Source organism: uncultured Stenotrophomonas sp. (genome assembly GCF_913778665.1).
Lineage (GTDB): Bacteria > Pseudomonadota > Gammaproteobacteria > Xanthomonadales > Xanthomonadaceae > Stenotrophomonas.
Genome location: NZ_CAJYVQ010000008.1, coordinates 617,293 through 632,708, shown reverse-complemented (window position 1 = coordinate 632,708; position 15,416 = coordinate 617,293). Strand labels below are relative to the sequence as shown.

The window sequence follows — 15,416 nt, the reverse complement described above, 5'->3', positions numbered from 1 at the left end:
GGCCGGGACGCCGTGAACCCATCCATGGGGCTTGGCAGCCGCATCCATGCGGCTGACACCCCGCCCTCCGACACCGCCCCACCTCTGACAGTTTCCCGCGATCGGGTAGATCCACGCCATGCGTGGATGAATTTCTGTCAGATATCGAAATCAATCTGGAGTCGGATCCGTTTTCCTGCGGAAAACGGATCCGACTCCACGCCGTTCCGACAGCTCGCGGAACACTGTCAAAGGCGGGGTGGGTCCGGTTGCGGGAGTGTCCGCGGCATGGATGCCGCGGCCAAGCCCCCAAGGACGGGTTTACGGCGTCTCCCGCAACCGGACCCACCCCGCCTACCCACGGATAGCCAGCTTTTGCCGTTGACGTTGGCGTTGACGTTGATTCGGCTTCGGCTTCGGCAGGTGCAGGGCTGCAAGCCCTTCCAAACACCCTACCGTCGGGGTGCCAGCTGCTCGAGCAGTTCCCAGGATTTCAGGCCGCGCGAGCCCAGGTGATGGGCCAGCACCCGCCGCATCGGCAGGCGCAGGCTGGCCAGGTCGGCCGCGTTGGGTTCTTCATCGGCGGCCAGCGCCAACAATGCCGAACCGGTGGCGGCTGCCCGGCGTTCGCCGCCGCGCTCACTCAGCAGCCGTTGCGCGCCTTCCTGCGGGTCCAGTTCGTAACGCGCAGCCGGGTCGATCGGCTGGCCATCGCTGGCGCTGTCCAGCTCGAAGCCCAGGCCCAGCGCGGACAGCAGTTCACGCTCGAAACGGCGCAGGGTCCAGGCCAGGCCCGCGCCCACCGCCAACCGCGCGCGCGCCTCACCATAGGCCAGGTACAGCTCCGGCAGCGGGTCCTGGCGCGGCGCCAGGCGCAGGGTCAGCTCACTCAGGTAGAAACCAGCCAGCATCGCCTGGCCGACCAGCCGCGGCGCCGCATCCAGCGCCTCGGCGCCGCGCAGCTGGGCCAGCTCACCGCGCTGCAGGGCACTGAAGCGGATCCACTGCAACGGCTGCAGGGCGGCGCGCAGCACCTGCCCCTTCGCCGTTGACACACCACGCGCGAGCAGGCCGATGCGGCCATGCTGCGCGCTCAACACCTCGACCAGCAGGCTGGTCTCGCGGTAGGCCCGTGCATGCAGCACGAAGCCGGTGTCGTCCTCGATCATCATCGAAGCGACCGCGTTGGCTTACTCGTAACCGAAGGCCTTCAGTGCGGCCTCGTCGTCGGACCAGCCTTCGCGCACGCGCACCCAGGTCTCAAGGAACACCTTGGCCCCGAACAGGCGCTCCATCTGCAGGCGCGACTTGGCACCGATCTCCTTCAGGCGGGCCCCCCCCTTGCCGATCACGATGGCCTTCTGGCCTTCGCGCTCGACCCAGATCACCGCACCGATGCGCAGCAGGTTGCCGTCTTCGGTGAAGCGCTCGATCTCCACGGTGGTGGCATACGGCAGCTCTTCTCCAAGCTGGCGCATCAGCTGCTCGCGTACCAGTTCACCGGCCAGGAACCGCTGGCTGCGATCGGTGATCTCGTCCTCGCCGAACATCGGCGGGGCTTCCGGCAGCAGCTTCAGCACGTCGCGCACCAGCGCTTCCAGGCCGTTGCGCTTCTGCGCGGAGATCGGGTGCACGGCGGCGAAATCGCGGCCCTCGGTCACCTGCTGCAGGAACGGCAGCAGTGCGCCCTTTTCCTTCAAGCGATCGATCTTGTTGACCACCAGCACCACCGGGATGCCGGCGTCGCGCAGCACATTGAAGGCCAGGCTGTCTTCTTCGTCCCAGCGACCGGCTTCGATCACCAGAAGGCCGGCGTCGACGCCCTCCAGCGAGCCGCGCGCGGCGCGGTTCATCACCCGGTTCATCGCCCGCTTCTGCACCTTGTGCAGGCCGGGAGTGTCGACCAGCACCAGCTGGCCTTCCGGGTAGGTGGCGATGCCCAGCAGGCGATGACGCGTGGTCTGCGGGCGGTTGGAAACGATGCTGACCTTGGCGCCGACCAGGGCATTGGTCAGGGTCGACTTGCCCACGTTCGGGCGGCCGATGACGGCCACGCTGCCGCAATGATGGGGAGTTTGTTCGCTCACTTGGAATCCAGTTGTTCTAGGACGGCCGCAGCCGCCTGTTGTTCGGCAAGCCGCCGCGAGGCGCCTTCGCCCTCGGTGCTGACGGCCGGGTCGGCTACATTGCAGCGTACCCGGAAGTGTTTGGCGTGGTCGTCACCGGATTCTGACACCAGTTCGTATTGCGGCAACGCCTTCTGCCGGGCCTGCAGCCATTCCTGCAGGCGGGTCTTGGGGTCCTTCTCGGGGCGGCCTGAGGCCGGCAGCGCCTCGATCGAAGCGCTGAACCAGGGCAGCACCACCGCCTGGCAGGCATCGAAGCCGGCGTCCAGGAAAATCGCGGCCACCACGGCCTCCAGCGCGTCGGCCAGGATCGAGTCGCGGCGATGGCCGCCGGACTTCATTTCACCCGGCCCCAGGGTCAGGCGGTCGCCCAGCTGCAGGGTCCGTGCGATCACCGCCAGCGCGCCTTCGCGCACCAGTTCGGCGCGGGCACGGGTCATCGCGCCCTCGTCGGCCTTGGGCCAGCGCCGGTACAGCGCCTCGGCGGCCATCATGTTGACGATGCTGTCGCCCAGGAACTCCAGGCGTTCGTTGTGGGGCGCACCGGCACTGCGATGGGTCAGCGCCTGCCTGAGCAGGGCCTCATCGCGGAAAGGATGACCGATCAGGTCACCACGTTGGAAAGGTTTATTCGGCACCGCTTCGAGTCAGGTCCTGGGAGGAATCGAATTTGCCAACCACGTCGAGGTTGCCGATCAGCGGGCGACGCACTTCGTAGTTGACCTTGAGGGTCCAGCCATTGTCGCGACGATCGAACTTCACGTCGGCCGGCTTCACGTTTTCCGAGTAGTTGATGTACAGGCGTTTGAAGAACAGGTCCTGGATCCGGGCCGGCTCCATGCTGCCCACACCCGGCTCGTTGGCCAGGCTCTTCATCGCAGAGCGCACCGCGTAGTACTCCTGGTACATCGGGAACAGCTTCATGCCGATGTACAGGAAGAAACCGACCACGATCAGGACCGTCAGGAACGAGGTCAGGGTCATGCCGCGCTGCGTGTTCATCGTCTTCATTGCGTTCTCCCCAGATACGCGTTGGATGTGAAGGTACTCAGTTGAAGCCCGGTCAGTTGATGCTCGAGCCGATCCGCGACGGCTCGAAGCCATCCTTGCAGAACCAGCCCTGGCAGTTCAGCCAGATCAGGAACGCCTTGCCGCGCAGGTTCTCTTCCGGCAGCAGGCCCCAGAAGCGGCCGTCGTCACTGTTGTCGCGGTTGTCGCCCATCACCAGATACTTGCCGGCCGGCACGGTCCACTGGCCCTGGCCACGCGGGTAATCGGTCTCCAGCACGGTGTGGGTGCGGCCCGGCAGGTGCTCGACCAGCAGGTTGGCGCCCTCGCCCTGGCCCTTGTGGCCTGCGTAGATGCCCTTGTTGTCGTACTTCAGCGGCTCGCCGTTGAGGGTCACGCTGTCGCCTTCGAAGACCACGGTGTCACCCGGCACGCCGATCACGCGCTTGATGAAGTTCTCACCCTTGGCCGGGTCGTTGTCGCTGTGGCCGGGGAAGTGGAACACCACCACGTCGCCACGCGAGGGCTCGCCGAACGGCACGATCTTGGTGTTGCTGATCGGCAGGCGCAGGCCATAGGAGAACTTGTTGACCAGGATGAAATCGCCGATCAGCAGGTTCGGCATCATCGAGCTGGAGGGGATCTTGTACGGCTCGGCGATGAAGCTGCGCACGATCAGCACGATCGCCAGCACCGGAAAGAACGCACGCGAGTAGTCCACCAGCACCGGCTCAGAATCGAGCAGGCCCGCGCGCTGGGCGCGGCGCTTGGCGAGGTACAGCTTGTCCGCAAGCAGGATCAGGCCCGAGGCCAGGGTCAGCACGACCAGGAGGATCTCAAACAGTTTCATTCAGGGTCCTTTGCAACGTCACCGGACGACCGGCCCCGCAGGGCCGGTGCGGATTACTTGTTGTCCATCTGCAGCACGGCCAGGAACGCTTCCTGCGGAATCTCCACGCGGCCGACCTGCTTCATGCGCTTCTTGCCTTCCTTCTGCTTTTCCAGAAGCTTCTTCTTGCGCGAAACGTCGCCACCATAGCACTTGGCCAGCACGTTCTTGCGCATGGCCTTGACCGTGGTGCGGGCGATGATCTGCGAGCCGACGGCGGCCTGGATGGCCACGTCGAACATCTGCCGCGGGATCAGGTCCTTCATCTTCTCGCACAGCTCGCGGCCGCGACGGTCGGCATGGCTGCGGTGCACGATCAGCGACAGCGCATCGACCTTGTCGCCGTTGATCAGCACGTCCACGCGCACGAACGGGCCGGCGTCGAAACGCACGAAGTGGTAGTCCAGCGAGGCATAGCCACGGCTGACCGACTTCAGCTTGTCGAAGAAGTCCAGCACCACCTCGGCCATCGGCAGCTCGTAGCTGATCTGCACCTGGCTGCCCAGGTAGTTGATGCCGATCTGGCTGCCGCGCTTTTCTTCGCACAACTTGATGATGTTGCCGATGTACTCCTCGGGAGTGAGCACGTTGGCGCGGATGATCGGCTCGCGGATCTCCTCGACCTGGTTCACCGGCGGCAGCTTGGCCGGGTTGTCCATGTTGATGATCGAGCCGTCGGTCTTCAGCACTTCATACACCACCGTCGGTGCGGTGCTGATCAGATCCAGGTTGTACTCGCGCTCCAGGCGCTCCTGCACGATCTCCATGTGCAGCATGCCGAGGAAGCCACAGCGGAAGCCGAAGCCCATCGCCTCGGAGCTTTCCGGCTCGAAACGCAGCGCGGCATCGTTCAGGCGCAGCTTGTCCAGCGCTTCGCGCAGGTCCGGGTAGTCCTCGGCGTCGACCGGGAACAGGCCAGCGAACACGCGCGGCTGCATTTCCTGGAAGCCTGGCAGCGGCTTCGGGGCCGGGTCGCCGGCCAGCGTCAGGGTGTCGCCGACCGGGGCGCCGTGCACGTCCTTGATGCTGGCGGTGACCCAGCCCACTTCACCGGCACGCAGCGCCGGCAGCACTTTCCGCTTCGGCGTGAACACGCCGACGTTGTCGACCTGGTGGTTGCGGCCGGTGGACATCACCTGCAGCTTGTCACCGGCCTTGATCTCGCCCTGCATCACGCGCACCAGCGAGACCACGCCCAGGTAGTTGTCGAACCACGAGTCGATGATCAGCGCCTGCAGCTTCTCGGTGTCGCGCGGCTGCGGCGGCGGGATGCGGTGCACGATCGCTTCCAGCACGTCCTGCACGTTCAGGCCAGTCTTGGCGCTGACCGGCACGGCATCAGAGGCATCGATGCCGATCACGGCCTCGATCTCGGCCTTGGCGCGCTCGATGTCGGCGGTGGGCAGGTCGATCTTGTTGATCACCGGCACCACTTCCAGGCCCTGCTCCACCGCGGTGTAGCAGTTGGCCACCGACTGCGCTTCCACGCCCTGGGCCGCATCGACCACCAGCAGCGCGCCTTCGCAGGCGGCCAGCGAACGGCTGACTTCATAGGAGAAGTCGACATGGCCGGGGGTGTCGATGAAATTCAGATGGTAGGTCTGCCCGTCCTTGGCGACATACGGCAGCGACACCGACTGCGCCTTGATGGTGATGCCACGCTCGCGCTCGATCGGATTGGAGTCGAGCACCTGCGCTTCCATCTCGCGGGCCTGCAGGCCACCACAGAGCTGGATGATGCGGTCGGCCAGCGTGGACTTGCCGTGGTCGACATGGGCGATGATGGAGAAGTTGCGGATGTTCCGCATCGAATCAGAAGGCATAGGTGGCGGCGGCGCGCGGCGTCGTCAGGGTAACGGTCGATTATCGCATGCCCGGCGCCTCCCCGCGAAAGCGGCCTCATCGGACCGGCCAGAAACGGCCGAAGCCCCGCCGGGGCGGGGCTTCGGGGGGGGCGGACAAGGGCCGCGCGGGCGGCCCGGCCAGGCCTTACTGGCCGGCCTTGACCGCCACGAAGGCGCTGTTGCCGTTGCCGGTGCGCACCAGCAGCATCACCACGTCGTCCTTCCTGTAGCTGGACAGCGCCCGGTTCAGGGCCTCCACGCTGCCGACCGGTGTGCGGCCGACCTGCAGGATCACCATCCCCGGCGACAGGCCGGCATCACGCGCTGCCTGGCCCTTGACCCCAGTAATGCGCACGCCCTCCTTGCCGTCGAGGCCCAACTGCTTGCGCTGGACGGAGTTCAGCTCGCTGACGTCCAGCCCCAGCAGGGCGTTGGCGCCGGACTGCGGCACCGCCTCGGCACCGCCGGCCGCCGGCCCGCGGGCAGTAGTGGCCTGGCCGTCTTCGCTCAGTGCGGTCAGCGTGGCGCTGAGGTCACGCGGCTTGCCATCGCGGATCACGCCCAGAGTGACCCGGCTGCCCGGCGCCATCGCGCCGATCAGCGGCGGCAGGTCGGACCAGCTGTTGACCGGGCTGCCGTTGACCGAGCGGACTACGTCGCCGATCTGCACCCCGGCCTTCTCGGCGGCACTGCCGGCCACGATCTGATTGACCAGCGCGCCACGGCTGTCGGGCAGGCCCAGCCCCTGTGCCTTCAGCGAATCGATCGGCTCGACCACCGCACCCAGCTGGCCACGGGTGACCCTGCCACTCTTCTTGATCTGCTCGACCGCGCTCATCGCCAGGTCGATCGGGATCGCGAAGCTGATGCCCATGTAGCCGCCGGACGCGGAGAAGATCTGCGAGTTGATGCCGACCACTTCGCCACGGGTGTTCAGCAGCGGACCACCGGAGTTGCCTTGATTGATCGCCACGTCGGTCTGGATGAACGGCACGTAGCGCTGGTCGGCGCCACCGGTGCTGCGGCCCAGCGCACTGACGATGCCGGCGGTGACCGAATGGTCGAGGCCGAACGGCGAGCCGATCGCGACAACCCATTGGCCCGGCTTCAGGGTGTTGGAGTCGCCCACGCGCACGGTCGGCAGGTTCTTGCCGTCGATCTTCAGCAGGGCCACGTCGTACTGCTGGTCGCTGCCCACCACCTTGGCCTTGAATTCACGGCTGTCACCCAGCTTGACCTTCACTTCGCTGGCATCGGCCACCACGTGGTAGTTGGTCAGCACATAGCCGTCGGGCGAGATGATGAAGCCCGAGCCCATGCCGCGGCCCTTGATGCTGGGACCCCCATCCTGCCCACCCGGGCCCTGGCCCGGCATCGGGAAGTCCGGACCGAAGAAGCGGCGGAAGAACTCCGGCATGTCATCGTCGCCGCCCATCGGGCCGCGCGAGGCCTGGCGGTTGCTGCGGACGATGGTGGTGTCCACGTTGACCACGCCCGGCCCGACCTGTTCAACAAGATGGGTGAAATCGGGCAGGCCGCTGACCAGCGGCTGTGCCGGCGCCCTCGGCGCGGCGGCCGGCGCAGGCTGGGCTGGGGCGGCAGGCGCCGGGGCCTGTGCGCAGGCCACCAGCGGCAGAGTCAGGGCCAGCAGGCCGATAGCCTGCGTGCGGAGTCGGGGAGTCATCGGACGGCAACCTCCGGATCGGGTGGAAAGAGGAATACGGGCCCCGCCGACGGCGGGGCGTGAAAGCGCCCGGCTCAGTCGCGCGGACGCGGCGACACCGGCAGGTCATCCTGCAGGCGCGGCTCGAACGGGTAGAACGCGGTGCCACCGGCGTGGGCCGGGAAGCTGGCGTTGAGTGCCCCGCCGGCGGCCGGCGTCAGGCTGGAGCGCGGCCACGGTCGCGCCTGCAATCCCCCCACCTCGCCGAACGGCAGGTCGCGGCGGGTGCCGGCGGGCACGGTCGGGGTCAGCGGTGCCTGCGCGGCGGCCACCGCACGCTGCGGCAGGTCGTCGCGCTGCGCGGCACGGGCGGCCTGCTGGCTGCGGGTGGCGCTGGCGCGGCGGGTGTCCTGGCGGCGACCGGCTGCGGCCATCGCCAAGGCCGGCGCCGCCGCCACTGCCATGGCAGCGGTGTCCGCCGAGGCTTCGGTGACCGGCGCCGGAGCGGTCGGCGCGGCCGGCAGCTCCGCCTGGCTGGCGATCACCTGCGGCGCCAACGGCTCGCCCGGCGTGGCTTCCTTCAGCTTCTCACCGCCCATGAACAGGGCCACTGCCGCCACTGAAGCGGCCAGCGCTGCACCACCGCCCCAGGCCCGCCAGCCGCTGCGGCGCACCTGACGCCGCGGCTCGGCCTGCGGAGCCGGTTCGGCGGCGATGGCCGCGGCCACGGCGGCACTGAAGCCCGCCGGCGCCAGCGCCGAGGCCTGCCCGCGCATCACATCGCCCAGCAGCTGCCAGCGTTCCTGGCATCCGGAAAGCTCGGGGTCGCGCTCCATGCGGCGCAGCAGGAAGCGCGCCTCATCGGCACCGAGCTCGCCATCGACCAGGGCTGACAGCTGTTCGCGGTGGCGCTGGTCCAGGCGCTGCCCGGCGGGGGATTGGTGGTTCTGAGATTCGTTGAGCGGATTACTGGTCATACGCGGCTCTTCTCACGGGTGGCGCTGCCGATGTCCAACAGCGGCCGGAGTTCAGTGTCGATCGCCTCGCGCGCCCGGAAGATCCGTGAACGCACGGTGCCGATCGGGCACCCCATCTTCTGCGCGATATCCTCGTAACTCAGGCCTTCCACCTCGCGCAGGGTGATCGCCGACCGGAGTTCTTCCGGCAGCGCGTTGACGGCTTTCATCACCGTCTGTTCCAGCTCCTGGCGCATCAACTCGCGTTCGGGCGTGTCGGTGTCGCGCAGGCGCGTACCGCTGTCGAACTGCTCGGCGTCGCCGATGTCGATGTCATCGGTCGGTGGCCGTCGATTGTGTGAAGCCAGGTAGTTTTTGGCGGTATTCACGGCGATTCGATGCAACCAGGTTGAGAACTGGGCGTCGCCACGGAAACTTCCGATCGCGCGATAGGCGCGGATGAAAGTGTCCTGGGCAACGTCCTGACATTCACTCCAGTCGGCGATGTAGCGACCGACAAGGGCCACCACGCGATGCTGGTACTTGCGCACCAGGACATCGAACGCGGCGCTCTCGCCGTGCTGCACGCGCCGGACCAGTTCCAGGTCCAGCTCCTGTGGTGTATCAACCTCGGCCATGAGGGGCCGCACTCCTGTCAGCCCAACCGACGTCGGGCAATGAGACTGCCAATCCCGGGAAAAGTTCAGTCACCGATCACGCGGCGCCGCACCAGCTTTTAACCACCGTTCCGTTAGCGTCCCGGTCCACGGCCATGGATCCGGGGTCGCCACTCCCCTGCTATTGGGATTTGACGCGGAGGAAACAACCTCTGGATCATAGCCGCTTCTCCATACACAACCGGATGGAACGTCCATGCTCTCAGGCTTCGATGGTCTCCGCTTCAGCCACTGGCACCCCGAGATCCGCGACGACGGCGTGGTGGTCCTCTCACTGGATCGTCAGGACAGCAGTGTCAACGCGATGTCGCAGGACGTATTGCTGGAACTGGGCGACCTGCTCGAGCGCATCGCGCTGGACCCGCCCAAGGGCGTGGTGATCCAGTCGCTGAAGAAGGCCGGCTTCATTGCTGGCGCGGACCTGAAGGAGTTCCAGGAATTCGACCGACGCGGTACCGTCAACGACGCTATCCGTCGCGGTCAGTCGACCTACCAGAAGCTGGCCGAGCTGCCCTGCCCGACCGTGGCGGCCATCCACGGCCACTGCCTGGGCGGCGGCACCGAGCTGGCGCTGGCCTGCCGCTACCGCGTGGCCTCAAATGACAGCAGCACCCGCATCGGCCTGCCCGAGACCCAGCTGGGCATCTTCCCGGGCTGGGGTGGCAGCGCGCGCCTGCCGCAGCTGGTGGGCGCACCGGCGGCGATGGACATGATGCTGACCGGCCGTACCCTGTCGGCCTCGGCGGCGCGTGGCATCGGTCTGGTCGACAAGGTGGTGGCACCGGCGGTCGTGCTCGATACTGCGGTGGCGCTGGCCCTGTCCGGGACTACCCGCCCGTTCAAGCAGCGCGCGACGGCGTGGGCGACCAACACCTGGCTGGCACGCACGCTGCTGGCGCCGCAGATGGTCAAGCAGGTCGCACGCAAGGCCAAGAAGGACCAGTACCCCGCGCCCTACGCGCTGATCAGCACCTGGCAGCGCAGCGGCGGCAAGCCGATCCAGGCACGCCTCGACGCCGAGCGGCGCGCCGTGGTGAAGCTGGCCAGTACGCCGACCGCGCGCAACCTGATCCGCATTTTCTTCCTGACCGAGCGCCTGAAGGGCCTCGGTAGCGGCGATTCCGGCATCCGCCACGTGCACGTGGTCGGCGCTGGCGTGATGGGGGGAGACATCGCCGCGTGGGCCGCCTACAAGGGCTTTGAAGTGACCTTGCAGGACCGTGAGCAGCGCTTCATCGACCCGGCCATGGAACGTGCGCAGGCACTGTTCGCCAAAAAGGTGCGCGACGAGAGCAAGCGCCCCGCCGTGGCCGCGCGCCTGCGTGCCGACCTGGAGGGCAACGGCGTGGCCGAGGCCGACCTGGTGATCGAAGCCATCATCGAGAATCCGGAAGCCAAGCGTGCGCTGTACCAGACGCTGGAACCGAAGATGAAACTGGACGCGCTGCTGACCACCAACACTTCGTCGATTCCGCTGGTGGAACTGCGCGACCACATCCAGCGCCCAGCCCAGTTTGCTGGCCTGCACTACTTCAACCCGGTGGCGCAGATGCCGTTGGTGGAGATCATCCACCACGACGGCATGGCGCCGGAGACCGAGCGCCGCCTGGCCGCATTCTGCAAGGCGCTGGGCAAATTCCCGGTGCCGGTGGCCGGCAGCCCGGGCTTCCTGGTCAATCGCGTGCTGTTCCCGTACATGCTGGAAGCGGCCACCGCGTATGCCGAAGGCATTCCGGGCCCGGTGATCGACAAGGCCGCAGTGAAATTCGGCATGCCGATGGGCCCGATCGAACTGATCGACACCGTGGGCCTGGACGTGGCCGCCGGCGTCGGCCGCGAACTGGCGCCGTTCCTGGGCCTGCAGATTCCGGCCGCGCTGCAGACGGTGGAACCGGACAAGCGTGGCAAGAAGGATGGCCAGGGCATCTACACCTGGGAAAACGGCAAGCCGAAGAAGCCGGACGTGGCCAGCGATTACCAGGCCCCGGCCGATCTTGAGGACCGCCTGATCCTGCCACTGTTGAACGAAGCGGTGGCCTGCCTGCACGAAGGCGTGGTGGCCGACGCGGACCTGCTGGATGCCGGCGTGATCTTCGGCACCGGTTTTGCCCCGTTCCGCGGCGGCCCGATCCAGCACATCCGTGCAGTCGGTGCCGATGTGATCGTCGAGCGGTTGAAGGCACTGCAGCAGCGGCATGGCGACCGCTTCGCCCCTCGCCCGGGCTGGGACAACCCCGCCCTGCGCGAACCGGTGGTGTGAGTTGATCGGCCGGGCCTGCGGCCCGGCCCCCGCATTTCAATCCACAGCAAAAGCCAGAGCCAGAGCCGGAGCAACAGCCGGCTCTGGTTTTTCTGTTTGTTGGGTGGGGCGGTCTGGGCTGGCAGGACACGCCGTAAACCCTTCCATGGGGGCTCGATGGCGCCATCCATGGCGCCAACGGTGCTGCCTGCCCACACCGCCCCACCCCTGACAGTTTCCCGGTGACGGTTGGTGAACTGCGATTCCGATCGGGATCACCACGGACGTGTGGGTGGCTACCTTGGTCGCCATCAGGAGCGAAGCGACCGGCGTTTGATTTTGATTTTCTTTTTCTCTTCTCCGTGGCTGGACAGCACACGGGAACCGTCAGGGGCCGGGCGGGTGGCGCAGGGGCGTGAGCCGCATGGATGCGGCGATCGAGCTTACATGGACGTACTTGCAGCGTCCCCTGCGTCACCCACCCGCCCGGCCAAACACGGAATACGCATTGCGCGCCCAGCCACGAGGGGCTGCGCCGTTGGCTGGAACAACCTGTTGCCCATACGGGGAATGCCCCCGTCACTTCTGCATGCGATGCTGGCCGCCTGATCCCTGCCAGCGAGAACGCCCGCATGACCACCATCATCGCCCCGCGCGTGCACGACATCGGCGGCCTCGAAGTCCGTCGCGCCGTCCCTACCCTGCAGGCCCGCAGCATCGGTTCGTTCGTGTTCGTCGACCAGATGGGCCCGGCACTCATGCACCCCGGCACCGCCATCGACGTACGCCCGCATCCGCATATCGGCCTGGCCACGGTGACCTACCTGTGGTCCGGTGCGATCGGCCACCGCGACACGCTCGGCTCGGACCAGGTGATCCGCCCCGGCGATGTGAACTGGATGACCGCCGGTCGCGGCATCGCCCATTCCGAACGCACCCCGCAACCGGACCGCGACCATGACAACCCGATCCACGGCATGCAGACCTGGGTGGCGCTTCCGAAATCGCATGAGGAAGTCGAGCCCGCGTTCTATCACCACGCCGCCGCCACCCTGCCCGAGCAGCGCCGCAACGGCGCATGGCTGCGCGTGATTGCCGGCCGCGCCTATGGCGAGGAATCGCCGGTGAAGGTGTTCGCCGACACGCTCAACGTGGCGATCGACCTCGACCCGGATGCGGAGATCGATATCGACAATGGTCATCGCGAGCGTGCGCTGTACATCCTTGAAGGCCAGGCTCAGCTGGATGGCGTGGATGTGCCTGCCCAGCACCTGATCATTCCCGAAGCCGGCGCGGTCGGCCGCCTGCGCGCGAAGACGCCGGTGAAGGCGATGCTGTTCGGTGGCGAGCCGCTGGATGGTCCGCGCCATCTGTGGTGGAACTTCGTATCCAGCTCGAAGGAGCGCATCGAGCAGGCCAAGCACGATTGGGAGGCCGGCCGTTTCGGCACCATCCCCGGCGACGACAAGGAGTTCATCCCGCTGCCGCAGTACTGAACATCGCATGCTGCACACATCCGAAGGTGTACTCCTGCACCCGGCGTTGACGCTACAGTCACCTGTTGAACACTGAAATGTGACATAAATCACACTTTGGCCGTCAAAGGAGTGCATCACATGAGCATGGGTAAACGCTTGTCCGCCGAATTCCTCGGCACGTTCTGGCTGGTTCTGGGGGGGTGTGGCAGCGCGGTGCTGGCGGCCAAGTTCGGTGGCGATGGCAATCCGCTGGGGATCGGCTTCCTCGGCGTGGCCCTGGCGTTCGGCCTGACCGTGGTGACCGGCGCCTACGCGTTTGGCCATATCTCAGGGGCGCACTTCAATCCGGCGGTCAGCGTCGGGCTGTGGGCCGGCGGTCGCTTCCCGGCCAGGGACCTGATCCCCTACATCATCGCCCAGGTCGCGGGCGGCCTGTTGGCCGGCTTCATCCTGCTGCAGATCGCCTCGGGCGCCAGCGGCTTCGCCATCGACGGCAGCCAGGCCGGTGCGTTCGCCAGCAATGGTTATGGCGCGCTGTCACCCGGTGGCTACAGCGTGGCGGCGGCCTTCCTGTGCGAGGTGGTGCTGACCGCAGTGTTCCTGATCGTGATCATGGGTTCCACCCACGGCAAGGCGCCGGCCGGCTTCGCGCCGCTGGCGATCGGCCTGTCGCTGACCCTGATCCACCTGATCAGCATCCCGGTCACCAACACCTCGGTAAACCCGGCCCGCTCGACGGCGGTGGCCTTCTTCGCCGGCAGCGGCGCGGTCAGCCAGCTGTGGCTGTTCTGGGTCGCCCCGCTGCTGGGCGGCGCGATCGGCGGCATCCTCTACAAGTGGATCGGCAACGACCGCTGAGGCGTGCGCGCACCATTGCGGCCGATCTCCGGTCGCAATGGTTACGCCTGTAACCGCAATTTGTGCGATCGCTCACGTTCCGTTAAGGTTGAGTTGACCTGCCGTGCACATGCCGGCGGGGGGGGCATCCGGGGATGGGATGCCAAGGCCGCCGGCCCATCCGGCGGAGCCAACGACACACCACCTTGGGGGATGCATGAAGTTCGCGCCTGTAGTGTTGTCGAGCCTGCTGTTCGCTGCGGCCCAGGCCGCCGCCCAGGCTCCCACCGAATGTCCTTCGCTGCCGGCCAGCAGCGGCCTGCAGTGGCACCAGCAGGCCCAGGCCGATTTCCTGGTCTGCCGCGCCAGCACCGGCGATGGCCGCGAAGTGCTGAGCCTGATGCTCAGCGCGCGCGATCCCAACCTTCCCTTGAACCGCTCGTTGCGGCAGGAGAAAGGCAGCTTCGGCGGTGAATCGCTGTACTGGTACCAGCCCGACCTGGGGGGCCAGCAACCGCCCGGCTACGCCGAGCGCCGGATCAGTGTGGTCAAGCTCGACAAAGGGCGTTACGCGCAGATTTCGCTGTATCCGGACAGTGCGCAGGAGCTGGGCTCGCTGCAGCAACTGGCGCAGGGCATGAGCCTGACGCCGTCGGCCGTGGCCGCCGGGCGCTGACGGTGACGGGGATGCCTGCATCGCAGCATCCCCGCAGCATCCAATGCGTCGGACGCCCGCCGGGCAGGAACCGGCGGCGTTCCTCAGAACTTGCCTTCCTGGAAATCGACGAAGGCCTGCATCAGCTCCTGCCGCGTGTTCATCACGAACGGGCCGTGCCGCATCACCGGCTCGCGCAGCGGGCGGCCCGCAACCAGGATCAATCGCGCGCCCTCGCTGCCCGCCGAGAGATGCAGCTGTTCGCCACCGCCCAGCACCGCCAGTTCCTGGCGGTCGACATCGCGCGCAGCATCCTGTTCACCGATCGTCAGCGCCCCTTCGAACACGTAGGCAAAGGCACTGTGCGATTCCGGCAGCGTGTAGGTCCAGGCGCGATCGGGCGCCAGCGTGATATCGAGGTACAGCGGATCGGTGGCCGGCTGCACGATCGGACCCTGGGTGCCATCCACGCTCCCGGCGATCACCTTCACCGTCACGCCCGCGTCCGGCTGCACCACCGGAATGCGCTCGGGGGCGAACTCCTGGTACTGCGGGTCGGTCATCTTGTCGCGTGCCGGCAGGTTCACCCACAGCTGGAAACCGCGCATCTTCCCGCTTTCCTGCTCGGGCATCTCCGAATGCACCAGGCCACGGCCGGCCGTCATCCACTGCACGCTGCCCGGGGTCAGCAGGCCTTCGTTGCCGTGGTTGTCGCGATGCCGCATGCGGCCGTCGAGCATGTAGGTGACCGTCTCGAAACCGCGGTGCGGGTGCTCCGGGAAGCCGGCGATGTAGTCCTCGGCGCGATCGGTGCCGAATTCATCGAGCAGCAGGAACGGGTCCAGGTCAGGCAGCGTCGGGCCACCGATCACGCGGGTCAGGCGCACGCCGGCACCGTCGGAGGTGGGCATGCCACGGATGGTCCGCAGCACGCGGACCGGTTCGGGAAAGCTCATGGCGACTCCTGTTGGATGGATGCCATTGAAGATGGACGCCAGACGGCCGCACGCCAATGGACGGCGCCGCAACCGATTGTTCCATCCCTGATGTTCGCTGCACGTCAGC

General features: G+C 67.0%; 14 protein-coding genes. 4 read left to right on the top strand and 10 right to left on the bottom strand.

Features of this window, described 5'->3' with window-relative positions; all coding sequences use genetic code 11:
- Positions 1 to 431: 431 nt before the first annotated feature.
- The 9 genes from recO to rpoE form a co-directional block, all read right to left on the bottom strand.
- On the bottom strand, positions 432 to 1,151 hold the full coding sequence (gene recO, locus QZ853_RS11480; RefSeq protein WP_295573176.1) for a DNA repair protein RecO: 720 nt from the start codon (positions 1,149 to 1,151) through the stop codon (positions 432 to 434).
- A gap of 18 nt (positions 1,152 to 1,169) precedes the next feature.
- Entirely contained in the window at positions 1,170 to 2,066 is an 897-nt protein-coding gene (era, locus tag QZ853_RS11475; RefSeq protein WP_005410599.1) for a GTPase Era, read from the bottom strand.
- Entirely contained in the window at positions 2,063 to 2,743 is a 681-nt protein-coding gene (gene rnc, locus QZ853_RS11470) for a ribonuclease III (RefSeq protein WP_295573173.1), read from the bottom strand. Before rnc ends, era begins: the two co-directional genes overlap by 4 nt.
- On the bottom strand, positions 2,733 to 3,116 hold the full coding sequence (locus tag QZ853_RS11465; protein ID WP_295573170.1) for a DUF4845 domain-containing protein: 384 nt from the start codon (positions 3,114 to 3,116) through the stop codon (positions 2,733 to 2,735). The genes rnc and QZ853_RS11465 overlap by 11 nt, the downstream gene beginning before the upstream one ends.
- A 52-nt stretch (positions 3,117 to 3,168) precedes the next feature.
- A complete protein-coding gene (gene lepB, locus QZ853_RS11460; protein WP_295573168.1) occupies positions 3,169 to 3,963 on the bottom strand; it encodes a signal peptidase I in 795 nt (264 codons plus the stop codon).
- Between the two features lie 53 nt (positions 3,964 to 4,016).
- A complete protein-coding gene (gene lepA / locus QZ853_RS11455; protein ID WP_295573488.1) occupies positions 4,017 to 5,810 on the bottom strand; it encodes a translation elongation factor 4 in 1,794 nt (597 codons plus the stop codon).
- A 181-nt stretch (positions 5,811 to 5,991) separates the two neighbouring features.
- Positions 5,992 to 7,530 carry a DegQ family serine endoprotease gene (locus QZ853_RS11450; RefSeq protein WP_295573166.1) on the bottom strand — a complete coding sequence of 513 codons (1,539 nt, stop codon included), beginning with the start codon at positions 7,528 to 7,530 and terminating at the stop codon, positions 5,992 to 5,994.
- Positions 7,531 to 7,604: 74 nt separating this feature from the next.
- On the bottom strand, positions 7,605 to 8,486 hold the full coding sequence (locus QZ853_RS11445; protein WP_295573164.1) for a sigma-E factor negative regulatory protein: 882 nt from the start codon (positions 8,484 to 8,486) through the stop codon (positions 7,605 to 7,607).
- Complete coding sequence (rpoE, locus tag QZ853_RS11440) at positions 8,483 to 9,103, bottom strand: RNA polymerase sigma factor RpoE (protein ID WP_005418256.1); 621 nt, start codon at positions 9,101 to 9,103, stop codon at positions 8,483 to 8,485. Before rpoE ends, QZ853_RS11445 begins: the two co-directional genes overlap by 4 nt.
- Positions 9,104 to 9,338: 235 nt before the next feature.
- Between rpoE and QZ853_RS11435 the strand changes: the two genes are divergently transcribed.
- The 4 genes from QZ853_RS11435 to QZ853_RS11420 all read left to right on the top strand — a co-directional run bounded on the left by QZ853_RS11435 (position 9,339) and on the right by QZ853_RS11420 (position 14,372).
- Complete coding sequence (locus QZ853_RS11435; protein ID WP_295573161.1) at positions 9,339 to 11,402, top strand: 3-hydroxyacyl-CoA dehydrogenase NAD-binding domain-containing protein; 2,064 nt, start codon at positions 9,339 to 9,341, stop codon at positions 11,400 to 11,402.
- Between the two features lie 611 nt (positions 11,403 to 12,013).
- A complete protein-coding gene (locus tag QZ853_RS11430; protein ID WP_295573158.1) occupies positions 12,014 to 12,877 on the top strand; it encodes a pirin family protein in 864 nt (287 codons plus the stop codon).
- Between the two features lie 120 nt (positions 12,878 to 12,997).
- A complete protein-coding gene (aqpZ, locus tag QZ853_RS11425; RefSeq protein ID WP_345777901.1) occupies positions 12,998 to 13,717 on the top strand; it encodes an aquaporin Z in 720 nt (239 codons plus the stop codon).
- 196 nt (positions 13,718 to 13,913) lie between these two features.
- Positions 13,914 to 14,372: a hypothetical protein gene (locus QZ853_RS11420; RefSeq protein WP_295573155.1), complete on the top strand. Its 459-nt coding sequence runs from the start codon at positions 13,914 to 13,916 to the stop codon at positions 14,370 to 14,372.
- Positions 14,373 to 14,455: 83 nt separating this feature from the next.
- Here the strand turns inward: QZ853_RS11420 and QZ853_RS11415 are convergent, their stop codons facing one another.
- Complete coding sequence (locus QZ853_RS11415; protein ID WP_295573153.1) at positions 14,456 to 15,307, bottom strand: pirin family protein; 852 nt, start codon at positions 15,305 to 15,307, stop codon at positions 14,456 to 14,458.
- Positions 15,308 to 15,416 lie beyond the last annotated feature (109 nt).